Origin of the sequence: Bacillus sp. FSL K6-0138 (assembly GCF_037982765.1) — a bacterium.
Classification (GTDB): Bacteria; Bacillota; Bacilli; order Bacillales; family Bacillaceae; genus Bacillus; species Bacillus glycinifermentans.
Genome location: NZ_CP150286.1, coordinates 131,329 through 146,652, shown reverse-complemented (window position 1 = coordinate 146,652; position 15,324 = coordinate 131,329). Strand labels below are relative to the sequence as shown.

The following is a 15,324-nucleotide window of genomic DNA, read 5'->3' as shown; positions in this document are numbered from 1 at the left end:
TTCATTGATTATTTCTGGAATGGCATACCTAATTGAGTTAATAGTTCACGAGCTTCTTCATCCGTATTGGCAGTCGTTACGATAACGATGTCCATACCGCGAACTTTAGTTACCTTATCATAGTCAATTTCAGGGAAGATCAGCTGTTCTTTAATTCCCAGCGTGTAGTTTCCACGTCCGTCGAAAGACTTTTTAGAGATACCGCGGAAGTCGCGTACACGTGGTAAAGAAACAGAAATCAGTTTATCAAGGAAATCATACATGCGCTCTCCGCGAAGAGTTACTTTCGCACCGATCGGCATTCCTTCACGAAGACGGAATCCAGCAATAGATTTCTTCGCACGAGTAACGACAGGTTTCTGACCTGCGATAAACGTTAATTCTTCAACAGCGCTATCGATCGCTTTAGCGTTTTGAACAGCGTCACCAACACCCATGTTGATTACGATTTTTTCGATTTTTGGCACTTGCATCACAGATTTGTAATTAAACTTGTTCATTAATGCAGGTGTAATTTCTTTAGTGTATTTTTCTTTAAGGCGGTTCATGAGATAGACCTCCCTTCCTTTATTACTAGTTATCTAGAACTTGCCCAGATTTTTTTGCAATACGAACTTTTTTGCCATTTTCAACTTTGTATCCTACGCGAGTCACTTCACCTGTTTTAGGATCGAGCGGCATTACGTTTGACACATGAATTGGCGCCTCTTGGTTTAAAATTCCGCCTTGAGGATTTGCTTGCGTCGGTTTAGAGTGCTTCTTCACCATGTTGACACCCTCAACGATTACGCGGTCTTTTTTAGGGAACGCTGCAAGGATCACTCCTTGTTTCCCTTTATCTTTACCAGAGATAACCATTACTTTATCGCCTTTTTTAACATGCATCCTGATCGCACCTCCTTAAGTCCGGCATTGATATCATTAAAGTACTTCTGGAGCTAGAGAAACAATTTTCATAAAGTTGTTGTCACGAAGTTCACGTGCTACAGGTCCGAAGATACGAGTTCCGCGCGGGCTTTTGTCGTCACGGATGATAACACATGCATTCTCATCGAATTTGATGTAAGATCCGTCGTTTCTGCGCGCACCGCTTTTTGAACGAACGATAACAGCTTTTACGACATCACCTTTTTTGACAACGCCTCCTGGTGTTGCTTGTTTAACCGTGCAAACAATGACATCACCGATGTTAGCCGTTTTACGTCCGGAACCGCCAAGAACTTTGATCGTCAGAACTTCACGAGCACCAGAGTTGTCAGCTACTTTTAAACGAGTCTCTTGTTGAATCATTATTTGTTACCTCCCTTCGGAAAAAGGTTTCCGAACTTTATTAGATAATAACAGCTTCTTCGACAACTTCAACTAGACGAAAACGTTTAGTCGCAGATAATGGACGAGTTTCCATGATCTTTACGATGTCTCCGATTTTAGCCTGATTATTTTCATCATGTGCTTTGAATTTTTTAGAGTACTTTACGCGTTTACCGTAAAGAGGGTGTTTTTTGTAAGTTTCTACAACAACAGTGATGGTTTTATCCATTTTGTCAGAAACGACACGTCCTTGGTAAACTTTGCGCTGATTGCGTTCGCTCATGTTTTAGAGAACCTCCCTCCGGAATTATTTGTTGGCAGCAATTTCTCTTTCCCGAATCACAGTTTTCATGCGCGCGATTGACTTGCGCACTTCACGGATGCGAGCAGTGTTTTCAAGTTGTCCTGTCGCTAATTGAAAGCGAAGATTGAAAAGTTCTTCTTTAAGAGACTTTACTTTTTGTTCAATTTCAGCAGTGGTAAGGTCACGAATTTCATTAGCTTTCATTTGATTCACCACCAATTTCTTCACGTTTTACGAACTTCGTTTTAATTGGCAATTTGTGAGATGCAAGACGAAGAGCTTCACGAGCGACTTCCTCAGACACACCAGAAATTTCAAATAAAACTTTGCCCGGTTTTACAACAGCTACCCATCCTTCAGGAGCACCTTTACCGGAACCCATCCGAACCTCTAGAGGCTTAGCTGTGTATGGTTTAGAAGGGAAAATTTTGATCCAAACTTTACCGCCACGTTTCATGTAACGAGTCATCGCGATACGGGCAGCTTCGATTTGGCGGTTTGTGATCCAAGAAGCTTCTTGAGCTTGGATACCGTATTCACCGAAATGCACTTCAGTGCCGCCTTTGGCACGGCCGCGCATTTTTCCGCGATGCTCTCTGCGATATTTAACGCGTTTTGGCATTAACATATTATTTTCCTCCTTCCTCAGTTTTCTTCTTAGTAGGAAGAACCTCTCCACGATAGATCCAGACTTTTACACCAAGCTTGCCGTAAGTTGTGTCAGCTTCTGATGTAGCATAGTCGATGTCAGCACGCAATGTGTGCAATGGAACAGTTCCTTCACTGTAGTATTCAGAACGGGCGATATCTGCGCCGCCAAGACGACCGGATACCATCGTTTTCACACCTTGTGCACCAGCGCGCATTGTGCGTTGGATTTGTTGCTTTTGCGCACGACGGAATGAAATACGGTTTTCCAATTGACGAGCGATATTGTCTGCAACCAGCTGAGCGTCAAGATCAGCTTTTTTGATTTCAAGAATGTTGATGTGTACACGCTTGCCAGTAAGGTTGTTAAGGGCTTTGCGAAGCGCTTCGACTTCAGAACCGCCTTTACCGATAACCATACCAGGCTTAGCTGTGTGGATCGTAATGTTTACACGGTTTGCCGCACGCTCGATTTCCACTTTAGAAACAGAAGCGTCAGACAGGCGTTGATTAATAAATTCACGGATTTTAAGATCCTCATGAAGGAAGTCAGCGTAATCTTTGCCAGCGAACCACTTAGATTCCCAATCACGAATGACTCCGATACGAAGACCGACTGGATTTACCTTTTGACCCACGAGTTATCCCTCCTTCTTTTCTGATACAACGATAGTAATGTGGCTCGTACGTTTGTTGATTTGGCTTGCACGTCCCATAGCGCGAGGACGGAATCTTTTCAACGTAGGGCCTTCGTTCACGTAAGCTTGAGTAACAACCAGGTTGTTAACATCCATCTCATAGTTGTGCTCAGCGTTAGCGACAGCAGATTTTAAAACTTTTTCAATAATCGGGGAAGCAGCTTTTGGCGTGTGGTTCAAAATCGATACTGCTTCACCTACTTGCTTGCCTCGAATCAGGTCCATTACTAGACGTGCCTTACGAGGAGCAATACGGACTGTTCTTGCGACAGCTTTAGCTTGTTGCATTTAAAAGCCTCCTCTCATTAGCGTCTTGTTTTTTTGTCATCACTAGCATGACCTTTGTAAGTACGAGTCGGTGCGAATTCACCCAACTTGTGACCTACCATATCTTCAGAGATGTAAACAGGCACATGTTTGCGTCCGTCATAGACTGCGATTGTGTGACCGATAAATTGCGGGAAAATTGTAGAACGGCGAGACCAAGTTTTTACAACTTGCTTCTTATCCGTTTCATTTAATTTCTCGATTTTTGTCATTAGATGATCATCGACAAATGGTCCTTTTTTCAAGCTGCGAGCCATTTTGGAACCTCCCTTCGTGATTGCACTACGGTCCGATAAGAACCGTAGACAACCCCGTTATTTATTTTTACGACGACGTACGATGAATTTATCTGATTTGTTCTTTTTCTTACGGGTTTTGAATCCAAGAGTTGGTTTACCCCATGGAGACATAGGTGATTTACGTCCGATTGGAGCGCGTCCTTCACCACCGCCGTGCGGGTGATCGTTAGGGTTCATTACAGAACCGCGAACTGTAGGGCGAACGCCTTTCCAGCGTGAACGTCCCGCTTTACCGATGTTGATCAGTTCGTGCTGTTCGTTACCCACTTGACCGATCGAAGCGCGGCAAGCAGAAAGAATCATGCGTACCTCACCGGAGTTAAGACGTACAAGAACGTATTTACCTTCTTTACCAAGAACTTGGGCAGATGTACCAGCAGAGCGTACAAGCTGTCCGCCTTTTCCAGGTTTTAATTCGATGTTGTGCACAACTGTACCAACAGGGATGTTGATAAGTGGAAGTGCATTACCTACTTTAATGTCAGCTTCTGGTCCTGACATAATTTCAGTTCCTACTTGCAGGCCCTTAGGAGCCAGAATGTAGCGTTTTTCTCCGTCTACATAGTTAATTAGAGCAATGTTCGCTGAACGGTTTGGATCGTATTCAACTGTAGCAACGCGTCCAGGTATACCATCTTTATCGCGTTTGAAGTCGATAATACGGTATTGGCGTTTATGTCCGCCGCCTTGATGACGTACAGTCAATTTACCTTGGTTGTTGCGTCCGCCTTTTTTGTGAAGCGGGGCAAGCAAGGATTTTTCCGGCTGATCTGTCGTGATTTCAGCGAAATCAGAAGATGTCATGCCGCGACGTCCGTTTGAGGTCGGTTTGTACTTTTTAATCGCCATTTTGAATTTCCCTCCTTCTTTTTACAAGTGATTAAGCTTCAAAAATTTCGATTTCTTTGCTGTCTGCAGTAAGCTTCACAATTGCTTTTCTGCGACGGTTTGTCATACCAGAGTAGCGGCCGACACGTTTGAATTTCCCTTTGTAGTTCATAATGTTGACTTTTTCAACCTTCACTCCAAAGATTTCTTCAACTGCGTCTTTCACTTCTGTTTTATTAGCTTTAACGTCTACTTCAAACGTATATTTCTTTTCAGCCATTAAATCAGCAGAACGTTCAGTAATGACGGGGCGCTTAAGAACATCACGAGGATCTTTCATTATGCAAGCACCTCCTCTACTTTTTCAACCGCTGCTTTTGTCATCACAAGCTTCTCGTGACCGACAACATCGAGAACGTTGATTCCGTTAGCTTCAACGACCGTAACTCCCGGAAGGTTGCGAGCAGATAGCGCAACTGTTTCGTTAGCATCTGCAGTTACGATTAAAGCTTTTTTCTCGATAGACAGACCTTTAAGGATGGCTGCCATTTCTTTTGTTTTAACCGCATCAAGAGTAAGATCTTCAAGAACGATCAAGTTGTTGTCCTGCACTTTAGAAGACAATGCTGATTTGATTGCCAAGCGGCGAACTTTTTTCGGTAATTTATAAGAATAGCTGCGTGGTGTCGGACCGAATACGATACCACCTCCGCGCCATTGCGGTGAACGGATAGATCCCTGACGGGCACGCCCAGTACCTTTTTGACGCCAAGGTTTGCGACCTCCGCCACTAACTTCAGAACGATTTTTGACTTTGTGAGTTCCTTGTCGCAAGGAAGCTCTTTGCATAATAATAGCGTCGAATACCACGCTCTCATTCGGCTCGATTCCAAATACAGAGTCGTTTAATTCGATATCACCAGCAGTAGAACCGTTTTGGTTGTATAATGCTACTTTTGGCATGATCAATTTCCTCCTTTCCTAAGAGAATTATTTAGATTTAACAGCACTTTTTACAGTGACTAGTGATTTTTTTGCACCAGGAACGTTACCTTTAACTAAAAGAAGATTGCGCTCAGCATCAACTTTTACGATTTCAAGGTTTTGAACAGTGATTTGATCTCCGCCCATACGTCCAGGCAACAGCTTTCCTTTGAATACACGGTTAGGGTCTACCGGTCCCATTGAACCAGGACGACGATGGTAGCGGGAACCGTGAGACATAGGTCCGCGAGATTGTCCGTGGCGTTTGATTGCACCTTGGAAACCTTTACCTTTTGAAATTCCTGTTACATCTACGATATCTCCGTTAGAGAAAATATCAACTTTGACTTCCTGACCAACTTCATACGCATCCATATCCACTCCGCGTAATTCTTTAACGAAGCGCTTAGGTGCAGTTTCCGCTTTTGCGACGTGTCCTTTTTCCGGCTTGTTGGCAAGCTTTTCACGCTTGTCTTCAAAACCGATTTGGATCGCTTCATAACCGTCGTTTTCAACTGTTTTCTTTTGAAGTACAACGTTAGCTGCAGCTTCGATAACAGTTACCGGAATAAGATCACCGTTTTCTGCGAAAACTTGCGTCATACCAATTTTTCTTCCTAAGATTCCTTTGGTCATTCGTCACACCTCCTGTTAAGATCATTCTATATTTAGATTAAAGTTTAATTTCGATATCAACACCAGATGGTAAATCCAAACGCATAAGAGCATCGACAGTTTGCGGTGTTGGGTTCACAATGTCGATTAAACGTTTATGTGTACGCATTTCAAATTGCTCACGAGAATCTTTGTATTTGTGCACCGCACGAAGGATTGTGTATACTGATTTCTCAGTTGGCAACGGGATCGGACCAGATACGCTGGCACCGGAGCGTTTAGCCGTTTCAACAATCTTTTCAGCGGATTGATCAAGGATTCTATGATCATACGCTTTTAAACGAATACGAATTTTTTGTTTTGCCATTATTTTCCCTCCTTTTCGCCTACTTACATTAGACAATTCTCCGTGAGAAAAACCTGAATCACCTTGCCATGGCAAAGCGGCCGGGTGTGTCAGCAACCTCTCACTTCATCGCAGTCAAAGACCAACATGCACTATTATACAAAATTTATAGGCATGTTGCAAGGCAATATTCAATATTACCGGCATTTGCACACTTTTTTAATTATACAGATCAAACCTCAGGTTATCAAGGACTTATCAGCGGAAAAATTCTCCCATTATATCTAGTATAATCACACATGAACTAAGGACGCCCAAATAAAAAAACGAGACCCTAGCGGATCTCGTTTTTCATTTTATAAGTATTATTCAACGATTGAAGTAACAACGCCTGAACCAACAGTGCGTCCGCCTTCACGGATAGAGAAGCGAGTACCGTCTTCGATCGCGATGTTTGAGATCAGTTCAACGTTCATTTCAATGTTGTCTCCAGGCATAACCATTTCTACGCCTTCTGGAAGCTGAATGATACCAGTTACGTCAGTTGTACGGAAGTAGAACTGAGGACGGTAGTTAGAGAAGAATGGAGTGTGACGTCCGCCTTCTTCTTTAGAAAGAACGTAAACTTCAGCTTTGAATTTTTTGTGTGGAGTGATTGTACCTGGTTGAGCAAGTACTTGGCCACGTTGGATTTCTTCACGAGCTACACCGCGAAGAAGCGCACCGATGTTGTCTCCAGCTTCAGCATAGTCAAGAAGCTTACGGAACATTTCAACACCTGTAACAGTTGTTTTCTTGTTTTCTTCTTGAAGACCGATGATTTCAACTTCGTCACCGACTTTAACTTGACCGCGTTCTACACGACCAGTAGCAACAGTACCACGACCAGTGATTGAGAATACGTCCTCAACAGGCATCATGAACGGTTTGTCAGTTTCACGTTCTGGAGTTGGGATGTACTCGTCAACAGCAGCCATAAGCTCAAGAATTTTTTCTTCGTATTGAGCGTCGCCTTCAAGAGCTTTAAGAGCAGAACCTTTGATAACTGGTACATCGTCACCAGGGAATTCGTACTCAGAAAGAAGATCGCGAACTTCCATTTCAACTAGTTCAAGAAGCTCTTCGTCGTCTACCATGTCGCATTTGTTCAAGAATACAACGATGTAAGGCACGCCTACGTTACGAGAAAGAAGGATGTGCTCACGAGTTTGTGGCATTGGACCGTCAGCTGCAGAAACAACTAGGATCGCTCCGTCCATTTGCGCAGCACCAGTGATCATGTTTTTAACATAGTCAGCGTGTCCTGGGCAGTCAACGTGTGCATAGTGACGAGTGTCAGTTTCGTACTCAACGTGTGCAGTAGAGATTGTGATTCCGCGCTCACGCTCTTCTGGAGCACCGTCGATTTGATCGTATGCACGAGCTTCTGCTTTACCTGATTTAGATAGAACAGTTGTGATAGCTGCAGTTAATGTAGTTTTACCATGGTCAACGTGTCCAATTGTACCGATGTTGGCATGTGATTTGGAACGGTCGAATTTTTCTTTAGCCATTCTGAAAATCCTCCTTAAAAGGGTTTATTTTAATATATAGAGTGATAGAAAGTGAAAGCTGTGTTTCACTTTCTCATCTTACAATAGTAGTTATACTTTAATGAAGCGGCAAAATCAATTATTCGCCTTTATTTTTTTTGATGATCTCATCAGCGATGCTCTTAGGCACTTCTTCGTAGTGATCGAAGACCATTGTGAACGTACCGCGTCCTTGTGTGTTTGAACGGAGCGCCGTAGCGTAACCGAACATTTCAGAAAGTGGAACCATCGCGCGAACGACTTGAGCGTTTCCGCGTCCTTCCATACCTTCTACGCGACCGCGGCGTGATGTGATGTCACCCATGATGTCTCCCATGTATTCTTCTGGGATAACGACTTCAACTTTGGAGATCGGCTCAAGAATAACCGGGTTACACTTGCTTGCCGCGTTTTTAAGCGCCATGGAAGCAGCGATTTTAAACGCCATTTCGTTAGAGTCGACATCGTGGTAAGAACCATCAAACAGTTTTGCTTTGATATCGATGACAGGGTAGCCTGCGATAACACCGTTTTGCAGTGCATCTTCAAGCCCTGCTTGAACAGCCGGAATGTATTCACGAGGAACGACACCGCCGACGATTGCATTTTCGAATTCAAAGCCTTTTCCTTCTTCGTTTGGAGAGAATTCAATCCAAACGTGACCGAATTGTCCGCGTCCACCGGATTGACGTACGAATTTACCTTCAACTTGCGCGCTCGCACGGAATGTTTCGCGATACGCAACTTGAGGAGCACCGACGTTGGCTTCCACTTTAAATTCGCGTTTCATACGGTCAACGATGATATCAAGGTGAAGCTCACCCATACCGCCGATGATCGTTTGGCCTGTTTCAGCGTCAGTATGCGCACGGAACGTTGGATCCTCTTCAGCCAGTTTAGCCAGTGCAGTAGACATTTTGTCTTGGTCTGCCTTAGATTTAGGCTCGATCGCAACGTGGATAACAGGCTCAGGGAATTCCATTGATTCCAGGATAACAAGGTTTTTCTCGTCGCATAGCGTGTCACCAGTTGTCGTATCCTTTAGACCTACAGCTGCTGCGATATCCCCTGCGTATACAGTTGAGATTTCTTCACGGCTGTTGGCGTGCATTTGCAGGATACGTCCGACGCGCTCACGTTTGCCTTTTGTTGAGTTTCTTACGTATGAACCGGAATCAAGCGTTCCTGAGTACACACGGAAGAACGTCAGCTTACCAACGTAAGGGTCAGTCATAACTTTGAACGCCAATGCTGAGAAAGGAGCATCGTCAGAAGACTCACGAGTAACCTCTTCATCAGAATCAGGCAGAATACCTTTGATTGCCGGTACGTCAGTCGGAGCTGGCAGGTAGTCAAGAACTGCGTCAAGCACTAATTGAACACCTTTGTTTTTGAAAGCTGAACCACATAGAACCGGGTAGAATTCTACGTTACAAGTTCCTTTGCGGATTGCCGCTTTCAGCTCGTCAACTGTGATTTCTTCGCCTTCCAAGTACTTCATCATAAGCTCTTCGTCAAGCTCAGCAACAGCTTCAATCAAGCTTGCGCGAAGCTCTTCGGCTTTGTCTTTGTACTCAGCAGGGATTTCACGCGCATCAGAGCGTGTTCCAAGATCATCTTCGTAGTAGTACGCAACGTTTTCTACAAGGTCAATGATCCCTTCGAAGTTGTCTTCAGCGCCAATCGGTAATTGGATCGCGTGAGCGTTCGCCTCAAGACGGTCTCTAAGAGTTCCTACAGAGTAAAGGAAATCCGCACCGGTTTTGTCCATTTTGTTGACAAATACGATACGAGGTACTCCGTAAGTTGTCGCCTGACGCCAAACTGTTTCAGTTTGCGGCTCAACGCCGGATTGCGCGTCAAGAACGGCAACGGCACCATCAAGTACGCGCAGGGAACGTTCAACTTCAACCGTGAAGTCTACGTGTCCTGGTGTATCGATGATGTTAACGCGGTGTCCTTTCCATTGTGCTGTCGTCGCAGCAGATGTAATCGTGATACCGCGTTCTTGTTCCTGCTCCATCCAGTCCATTTGGGAAGCCCCTTCATGAGTTTCACCAATTTTGTGGATACGGCCTGTATAGAACAAGATACGTTCTGTTGTAGTCGTCTTACCGGCATCGATGTGAGCCATGATTCCGATATTACGAGTTTTTTCTAAGGAGAACTCTCTTGCCATTGGGTCTTTTCTCCTTCCTTCTAGGAAATAATATTTTGTCGCGTAAGATTACCAGCGATAGTGAGCAAACGCTTTGTTCGCTTCAGCCATCTTATGAGTATCTTCACGTTTCTTAACAGCAGCGCCAGTATTGTTGGCTGCATCTAAAATTTCGTTAGCCAAACGCTCTTCCATCGTTTTTTCTCCGCGGAGACGAGCGTAGTTTACTAACCAGCGAAGTCCAAGAGTCGTACGACGTTCAGGACGAACCTCTACAGGCACTTGGTAGTTCGCACCACCTACACGGCGTGCTTTAACTTCAAGTACAGGCATGATGTTTTTCAATGCTTGTTCGAAAACCTCCATTGCATCGTTGCCGGTACGTTCTTTAATGATATCGAATGACTTGTATAGGATTGTTTGAGCTTTGCCTTTTTTACCGTCGATCATCATTTTGTTGATCAAACGAGTAACCAGCTTAGAGTTGTAAATTGGATCAGGCAAAACGTCTCTTTTTGCTACAGGACCTTTACGTGGCATCTGATTAGCCTCCCTTCTCTTGTTACGGGTTTCAAGCAGAGGGGGGTTTTTCACGGCATCTGATACAGCACGGAAACATCCGCTTCCCGCGGAAGTCCGATACCCTAACAGCTTTGCCAGATTTCCCCGCTTTTAAAAACCCTTTTCTTTGTATTTAAACTGAATTATTTTTTCTTAGGACGTTTTGTACCGTATTTAGAACGGCCTTGTGCACGGTTTTCAACTCCGGCAGTATCAAGCGCGCCACGCACGATGTGGTAGCGTACCCCCGGTAAGTCTTTAACACGTCCGCCGCGGATCAATACGACACTGTGCTCTTGCAGGTTGTGTCCGATACCAGGAATGTAGGCAGTAACCTCGATTCCGTTTGTTAAGCGAACACGGGCATATTTACGAAGCGCTGAGTTCGGCTTCTTCGGTGTCATTGTACCAACACGAGTACATACCCCGCGTTTTTGTGGTGAAGATACGTTAGTGTGCTCTTTCTTAAAGCTGTTGTATCCTTTGTTAAGTGCAGGAGACTTTGAAGTTTCTACTTTGTTCACGCGTCCCTTGCGTACTAACTGATTAATTGTAGGCATGTTGTATTTCCTCCCTTCATCATGTTTTATAACCCACATACCCAGGTGGTTCATTTAAAACCAAAAAACAATGTCTTTGCATGCAAGCAAAAACAACGAGTACGTTATTGAATAATGGCAACAGCTGCCGCTCCGACTTCAATTCCGCAGGCTTTGCCGAGCTTCTTCATGGAATCTGCCATGGAGACGGGAATGCCTTGTTCGTTTGCCAGATTGATAACACCTGTCGTCAGACAAGGATCTGCGTCTTTCGCTACGACAACTTCTTTGACAGAATTGCGTTTGAGAGCTTTAACTGTCTGCTTCGTACCGATAATAATAGATTGAGCCTGTGATACTTTATCATAAGACATTATACATCCTCCAAAGTAACAGGTTTAAATTGAGCACCTTGGTTATATTATCATCCTGAAAGAAGGATGTCAACACAGTATGACAATTTTTAGTGACATCCTTCTTTAGGATATTTTAAATCTATTCTGCCGGAACCATTTCTTCTGAAGATTCAACTTGTAAAACCGGCTTTACTTTGCGGTAGTTCAGCATACCCGTTCCAGCCGGAACAAGTTTACCGATGATAACATTCTCTTTCAGGCCGAGAAGTTCATCGCGTTTTCCTTTGATCGCTGCATCTGTCAGGACGCGTGTTGTTTCCTGGAATGATGCGGCGGACAGGAAGGAATCCGTTTCAAGCGATGCTTTGGTGATACCGAGCAGTACAGGACGTCCTGTCGCAGGTCGTTTTCCTTCAAGCAACACTTTTTTGTTCGCTTGGGTAAACTGGTGAATATCGAGCAATGTACCAGGCAGCACTTCTGTGTCGCCGGCATCGATGACACGAACTTTGCGAAGCATTTGGCGAACCATAACTTCGACGTGTTTATCCCCGATTTCAACCCCCTGCATACGGTAAACCTTTTGCACCTCGTGCAGAAGATATTCCTGAACCGTCGTGATATCCGTTACTTTCAGAAGCTCTTTCGGGTCAACCGAACCTTCTGTCAGGACTTGACCGCGGGAAATCTTCTCGCCTTCGGTTACTTTCAGGCGTGCATTGTAAGGCGCAGTGTATGAACGGGTTTCAACTTCGCCCTGCACCACGATTTCCTGCTGTTTGTCACGGACTTCATTAATTTCGGCTACGACACCGTCAATTTCGGAGATCGTCGCCTGACCTTTAGGGTTACGCGCTTCAAACAATTCCTGAATACGCGGCAAACCTTGTGTAATATCGTCTCCGGCAACACCGCCCGTATGGAAGGTACGCATTGTAAGCTGTGTACCCGGCTCACCGATGGATTGGGCAGCGATGATTCCGACTGCTTCACCGACTTCAACATCGGTTCCTGTCGCAAGGTTGCGGCCGTAGCATCGTTTACATACCCCGTGTGACGTATTACATGTAAATGCGGAACGGATCCACACTTCTTCAATGCCTGCTTCAACGATTTCCATTGCTTTGTCTTCGTCGATCAGCTCGTTTTCCTTCACAAGGATTTCCCCTGTTTCAGGATGTTTGACAGGCTTTCTCGCAAAGCGGCCGATGAGGCGCTCTTCAAGACGCTCGATTACTTCTGTACCTTCCGTGATGGCTTTCGCAAGGATACCGCGGTCAGTACCGCAATCCGTCTCACGGATGATGACGTCTTGGGCAACGTCTACGAGACGTCGCGTTAAGTAACCTGAGTCAGCTGTCTTAAGGGCTGTATCAGCAAGACCTTTACGCGCACCGTGAGTGGAGATAAAGTACTCCAATACTGTTAAGCCTTCGCGGAAGCTTGATTTGATCGGGAGCTCGATAATCCGTCCGGCCGGGTTGGCCATCAGTCCGCGCATTCCCGCAAGCTGCGTAAAGTTCGAGGCGTTACCCCGGGCTCCAGAGTCACTCATCATGTAGATCGGGTTGATTTCATCCAAGGACTTCATCAGCTTGCCTTGGATCGTATCCTTAGCCGCGCTCCAGATGGAGATGACGCGTTCATAACGCTCTTCTTCCGTAATCAGACCGCGTCTGAACTGCTTCATGACGTTGTCGACTTTTCCTTGGGCTTCTTCAAGGATTTCCTGTTTGTCATCCAAAACGACGATATCGGAAACACCGACCGTAATTCCGGCTTTTGTTGAATATTTAAAGCCGAGGTTTTTCATGCGGTCAAGCATTTTGGACGTTTCGGTAATGTGGAATCTTTTGAAGATCTCCGCAATGATTTTACCCAATATGCCTTTTTTGAACGGCGCGTTGATTTCCTGATTGCGGATTGCCTCTTTTACATCGGCGCCGTAATCAAGGAAGAAGCGCTCAGGCGTTTTTTCCTCAATGTTGCTCTTCGTCGGTTCATTAATGTATGGGAACGACGGCGGAAGAATCTCGTTGAAGATCAGCTTTCCGACTGTCGTGATCAAAAGTTTTGAACGCTGTTCTTCAGTGAATGTTTCATTTTTCAGCGAGTTGACCGCAACGGCCACTCTCGTATGCAAATGAACATATCCGTTTTGGTAAGCAAGCAGCGCTTCATCCGTATCTTTGAAAATCATGCCTTCGCCGACAGCGCCAGGGCGTTCAAGCGTGAGGTAGTAGTTTCCAAGCACCATATCCTGAGACGGCGTAACAACCGGTTTTCCGTCTTTCGGGTTCAGGATGTTTTGCGCAGCAAGCATAAGGATGCGGGCTTCAGCTTGCGCCTCTGCTGATAAAGGAACGTGGACCGCCATTTGGTCACCGTCAAAGTCAGCGTTGTACGCTGTACATACAAGAGGGTGAAGACGGATGGCACGGCCTTCAACAAGCGTTGGTTCAAACGCCTGAATCCCAAGTCTGTGAAGCGTAGGTGCACGGTTGAGAAGAACCGGGTGCTCCTTGATGACTGACTCAAGAACATCCCAGACTTCAGGCTGAACGCGCTCAATTTTGCGCTTCGCACTCTTAATGTTATGGGCAAGGCCCTTTTCAACAAGCTCTTTCATTACGAAAGGCTTGAACAGTTCCAAAGCCATTTCTTTCGGCAGTCCGCATTGATACATTTTCAGGTTCGGACCTACGACGATAACCGAACGGCCTGAGTAGTCAACACGTTTACCGAGAAGGTTTTGACGGAAACGGCCTTGTTTACCTTTCAGCATGTGAGAAAGGGATTTTAACGGTCTGTTCCCCGGACCGGTAACAGGACGGCCTCTGCGTCCGTTATCGATTAATGCGTCAACGGCTTCCTGAAGCATGCGCTTCTCGTTTTGAACGATGATGCTAGGCGCTCCAAGATCCAGAAGACGTTTTAAACGATTGTTGCGGTTGATAACACGGCGGTACAAATCGTTCAGATCGGAAGTCGCAAAACGTCCGCCGTCAAGCTGCACCATTGGTCTCAGCTCAGGAGGAATAACCGGAAGAACATCAAGGATCATCCAAGATGGTTTGTTTCCGGAATTACGGAAAGCCTCCAACACTTCAAGGCGCTTGATCGCACGGGTGCGGCGCTGTCCTTGAGACGTTTTCAGCTCTTCTTTAAGCATATCGACTTCTTTTTCGAGGTCGATATCCTGAAGGAGCTTGTGAATTGCTTCAGCTCCCATTGAAGCTTGAAACTTATTGCCGTATTTATCGAGGTATGCACGATATTCTTTTTCAGAAAGAAGCTGTTTTTTCTCAAGCGGCGTGTTTGCCGGGTCTGTTACGACATAAGAAGCAAAGTAGATGACTTCTTCCAATGCGCGCGGAGACATATCCAGCACAAGACCCATGCGGCTTGGGATTCCTTTAAAATACCAGATGTGAGAAACCGGGGCAGCCAGTTCGATATGCCCCATTCTCTCACGACGGACTTTAGCCCGGGTTACTTCAACTCCACAACGGTCACAAACAACGCCTTTATAACGAACCCGCTTGTACTTTCCGCAATGGCATTCCCAGTCCTTTTGGGGACCGAAAATGCGCTCGCAGAACAGACCATCTTTTTCAGGTTTCAAAGTACGATAGTTGATTGTTTCAGGCTTTTTCACTTCTCCGTAAGACCATGAACGGATTTTGTCAGGTGAAGCGAGACCGATGTTCATATACTCAAAATTGTTCACATCCAGCAAGGGGCCTACCTCCCTTTCAATCTTCGGGTTATACCCATGT

At 45.3% G+C, this 15,324-nt stretch carries 20 protein-coding genes; all 20 read right to left on the bottom strand.

What is annotated here, in order from left to right; all coding sequences use genetic code 11:
• Nucleotides 1-8: 8 nt before the first annotated feature.
• Entirely contained in the window at nt 9-548 is a 540-nt protein-coding gene (rplE, locus tag MHB78_RS00810) for a 50S ribosomal protein L5 (RefSeq protein WP_046128856.1), read from the bottom strand.
• A 25-nt stretch (nt 549-573) separates the two neighbouring features.
• A complete protein-coding gene (gene rplX, locus MHB78_RS00805; RefSeq protein ID WP_003178350.1) occupies nt 574-885 on the bottom strand; it encodes a 50S ribosomal protein L24 in 312 nt (103 codons plus the stop codon).
• A 36-nt stretch (nt 886-921) separates the two neighbouring features.
• Nucleotides 922-1,290 carry a 50S ribosomal protein L14 gene (rplN, locus tag MHB78_RS00800; protein ID WP_026586062.1) on the bottom strand — a complete coding sequence of 123 codons (369 nt, stop codon included), beginning with the start codon at nt 1,288-1,290 and terminating at the stop codon, nt 922-924.
• Nucleotides 1,291-1,330: 40 nt separating this feature from the next.
• Nucleotides 1,331-1,594 carry a 30S ribosomal protein S17 gene (gene rpsQ / locus MHB78_RS00795; RefSeq protein WP_006640325.1) on the bottom strand — a complete coding sequence of 88 codons (264 nt, stop codon included), beginning with the start codon at nt 1,592-1,594 and terminating at the stop codon, nt 1,331-1,333.
• Between the two features lie 24 nt (nt 1,595-1,618).
• Nucleotides 1,619-1,819, bottom strand: a complete 201-nt coding sequence (gene rpmC, locus MHB78_RS00790; protein ID WP_003178343.1) for a 50S ribosomal protein L29 — start codon at nt 1,817-1,819, stop codon at nt 1,619-1,621.
• A complete protein-coding gene (gene rplP, locus MHB78_RS00785) occupies nt 1,809-2,243 on the bottom strand; it encodes a 50S ribosomal protein L16 (protein ID WP_006640324.1) in 435 nt (144 codons plus the stop codon). Before rplP ends, rpmC begins: the two co-directional genes overlap by 11 nt.
• Before the next feature lies 1 nt (nt 2,244).
• Nucleotides 2,245-2,901, bottom strand: coding sequence for a 30S ribosomal protein S3 (gene rpsC / locus MHB78_RS00780; protein WP_046128855.1), 657 nt, complete (start codon nt 2,899-2,901; stop codon nt 2,245-2,247).
• 3 nt (nt 2,902-2,904) lie between these two features.
• Nucleotides 2,905-3,249, bottom strand: coding sequence for a 50S ribosomal protein L22 (gene rplV, locus MHB78_RS00775; protein WP_046128854.1), 345 nt, complete (start codon nt 3,247-3,249; stop codon nt 2,905-2,907).
• 17 nt (nt 3,250-3,266) lie between these two features.
• Nucleotides 3,267-3,545, bottom strand: a complete 279-nt coding sequence (gene rpsS / locus MHB78_RS00770; protein WP_006640321.1) for a 30S ribosomal protein S19 — start codon at nt 3,543-3,545, stop codon at nt 3,267-3,269.
• Nucleotides 3,546-3,602: 57 nt separating this feature from the next.
• Nucleotides 3,603-4,436 (bottom strand): 50S ribosomal protein L2, encoded by an 834-nt coding sequence (gene rplB / locus MHB78_RS00765; protein WP_046128853.1) that lies wholly within the window; start codon nt 4,434-4,436, stop codon nt 3,603-3,605.
• Nucleotides 4,437-4,467: 31 nt separating this feature from the next.
• On the bottom strand, nt 4,468-4,755 hold the full coding sequence (rplW, locus tag MHB78_RS00760) for a 50S ribosomal protein L23 (RefSeq protein WP_006640319.1): 288 nt from the start codon (nt 4,753-4,755) through the stop codon (nt 4,468-4,470).
• Complete coding sequence (gene rplD, locus MHB78_RS00755) at nt 4,755-5,378, bottom strand: 50S ribosomal protein L4 (protein ID WP_046128852.1); 624 nt, start codon at nt 5,376-5,378, stop codon at nt 4,755-4,757. The genes rplW and rplD overlap by 1 nt, the downstream gene beginning before the upstream one ends.
• 27 nt (nt 5,379-5,405) lie before the next feature.
• Nucleotides 5,406-6,035: a 50S ribosomal protein L3 gene (gene rplC / locus MHB78_RS00750; RefSeq protein WP_046128851.1), complete on the bottom strand. Its 630-nt coding sequence runs from the start codon at nt 6,033-6,035 to the stop codon at nt 5,406-5,408.
• A 37-nt stretch (nt 6,036-6,072) separates the two neighbouring features.
• Nucleotides 6,073-6,381, bottom strand: a complete 309-nt coding sequence (gene rpsJ / locus MHB78_RS00745) for a 30S ribosomal protein S10 (protein WP_003156464.1) — start codon at nt 6,379-6,381, stop codon at nt 6,073-6,075.
• Nucleotides 6,382-6,725: 344 nt separating this feature from the next.
• Nucleotides 6,726-7,913: an elongation factor Tu gene (gene tuf / locus MHB78_RS00740; protein ID WP_046128850.1), complete on the bottom strand. Its 1,188-nt coding sequence runs from the start codon at nt 7,911-7,913 to the stop codon at nt 6,726-6,728.
• A 118-nt stretch (nt 7,914-8,031) separates the two neighbouring features.
• Complete coding sequence (gene fusA, locus MHB78_RS00735) at nt 8,032-10,110, bottom strand: elongation factor G (RefSeq protein WP_006640315.1); 2,079 nt, start codon at nt 10,108-10,110, stop codon at nt 8,032-8,034.
• A gap of 48 nt (nt 10,111-10,158) precedes the next feature.
• A complete protein-coding gene (gene rpsG, locus MHB78_RS00730; protein WP_006640314.1) occupies nt 10,159-10,629 on the bottom strand; it encodes a 30S ribosomal protein S7 in 471 nt (156 codons plus the stop codon).
• A 164-nt stretch (nt 10,630-10,793) separates the two neighbouring features.
• The gene (gene rpsL, locus MHB78_RS00725) at nt 10,794-11,210 is read right to left on the bottom strand and encodes a 30S ribosomal protein S12 (RefSeq protein WP_006640313.1); all 417 of its coding nucleotides are present in this window, start codon (nt 11,208-11,210) and stop codon (nt 10,794-10,796) included.
• A gap of 104 nt (nt 11,211-11,314) precedes the next feature.
• Nucleotides 11,315-11,563, bottom strand: coding sequence for a 50S ribosomal protein L7ae-like protein (locus MHB78_RS00720; protein ID WP_046128849.1), 249 nt, complete (start codon nt 11,561-11,563; stop codon nt 11,315-11,317).
• Between the two features lie 121 nt (nt 11,564-11,684).
• Nucleotides 11,685-15,284 (bottom strand): DNA-directed RNA polymerase subunit beta', encoded by a 3,600-nt coding sequence (rpoC, locus tag MHB78_RS00715; RefSeq protein ID WP_046128848.1) that lies wholly within the window; start codon nt 15,282-15,284, stop codon nt 11,685-11,687.
• Between the last annotated feature and the right edge of the window lie 40 nt (nt 15,285-15,324).

Coding starts and splice junctions, on each gene's coding strand:
- rplE (WP_046128856.1), bottom strand. CDS start 548: ATGAACCGCCTTAAAGAAAAATACACTAAAGAAATTACACCTGCATTA.
- rplX (WP_003178350.1), bottom strand. CDS start 885: ATGCATGTTAAAAAAGGCGATAAAGTAATGGTTATCTCTGGTAAAGAT.
- rplN (WP_026586062.1), bottom strand. CDS start 1,290: ATGATTCAACAAGAGACTCGTTTAAAAGTAGCTGACAACTCTGGTGCT.
- rpsQ (WP_006640325.1), bottom strand. CDS start 1,594: ATGAGCGAACGCAATCAGCGCAAAGTTTACCAAGGACGTGTCGTTTCT.
- rpmC (WP_003178343.1), bottom strand. CDS start 1,819: ATGAAAGCTAATGAAATTCGTGACCTTACCACTGCTGAAATTGAACAA.
- rplP (WP_006640324.1), bottom strand. CDS start 2,243: ATGTTAATGCCAAAACGCGTTAAATATCGCAGAGAGCATCGCGGAAAA.
- rplV (WP_046128854.1), bottom strand. CDS start 3,249: ATGCAACAAGCTAAAGCTGTCGCAAGAACAGTCCGTATTGCTCCTCGT.
- rpsS (WP_006640321.1), bottom strand. CDS start 3,545: ATGGCTCGCAGCTTGAAAAAAGGACCATTTGTCGATGATCATCTAATG.
- rplB (WP_046128853.1), bottom strand. CDS start 4,436: ATGGCGATTAAAAAGTACAAACCGACCTCAAACGGACGTCGCGGCATG.
- rplW (WP_006640319.1), bottom strand. CDS start 4,755: ATGAAAGATCCTCGTGATGTTCTTAAGCGCCCCGTCATTACTGAACGT.
- rplD (WP_046128852.1), bottom strand. CDS start 5,378: ATGCCAAAAGTAGCATTATACAACCAAAACGGTTCTACTGCTGGTGAT.
- rplC (WP_046128851.1), bottom strand. CDS start 6,035: ATGACCAAAGGAATCTTAGGAAGAAAAATTGGTATGACGCAAGTTTTC.
- rpsJ (WP_003156464.1), bottom strand. CDS start 6,381: ATGGCAAAACAAAAAATTCGTATTCGTTTAAAAGCGTATGATCATAGA.
- tuf (WP_046128850.1), bottom strand. CDS start 7,913: ATGGCTAAAGAAAAATTCGACCGTTCCAAATCACATGCCAACATCGGT.
- fusA (WP_006640315.1), bottom strand. CDS start 10,110: ATGGCAAGAGAGTTCTCCTTAGAAAAAACTCGTAATATCGGAATCATG.
- rpsG (WP_006640314.1), bottom strand. CDS start 10,629: ATGCCACGTAAAGGTCCTGTAGCAAAAAGAGACGTTTTGCCTGATCCA.
- rpsL (WP_006640313.1), bottom strand. CDS start 11,210: ATGCCTACAATTAATCAGTTAGTACGCAAGGGACGCGTGAACAAAGTA.
- MHB78_RS00720 (WP_046128849.1), bottom strand. CDS start 11,563: ATGTCTTATGATAAAGTATCACAGGCTCAATCTATTATTATCGGTACG.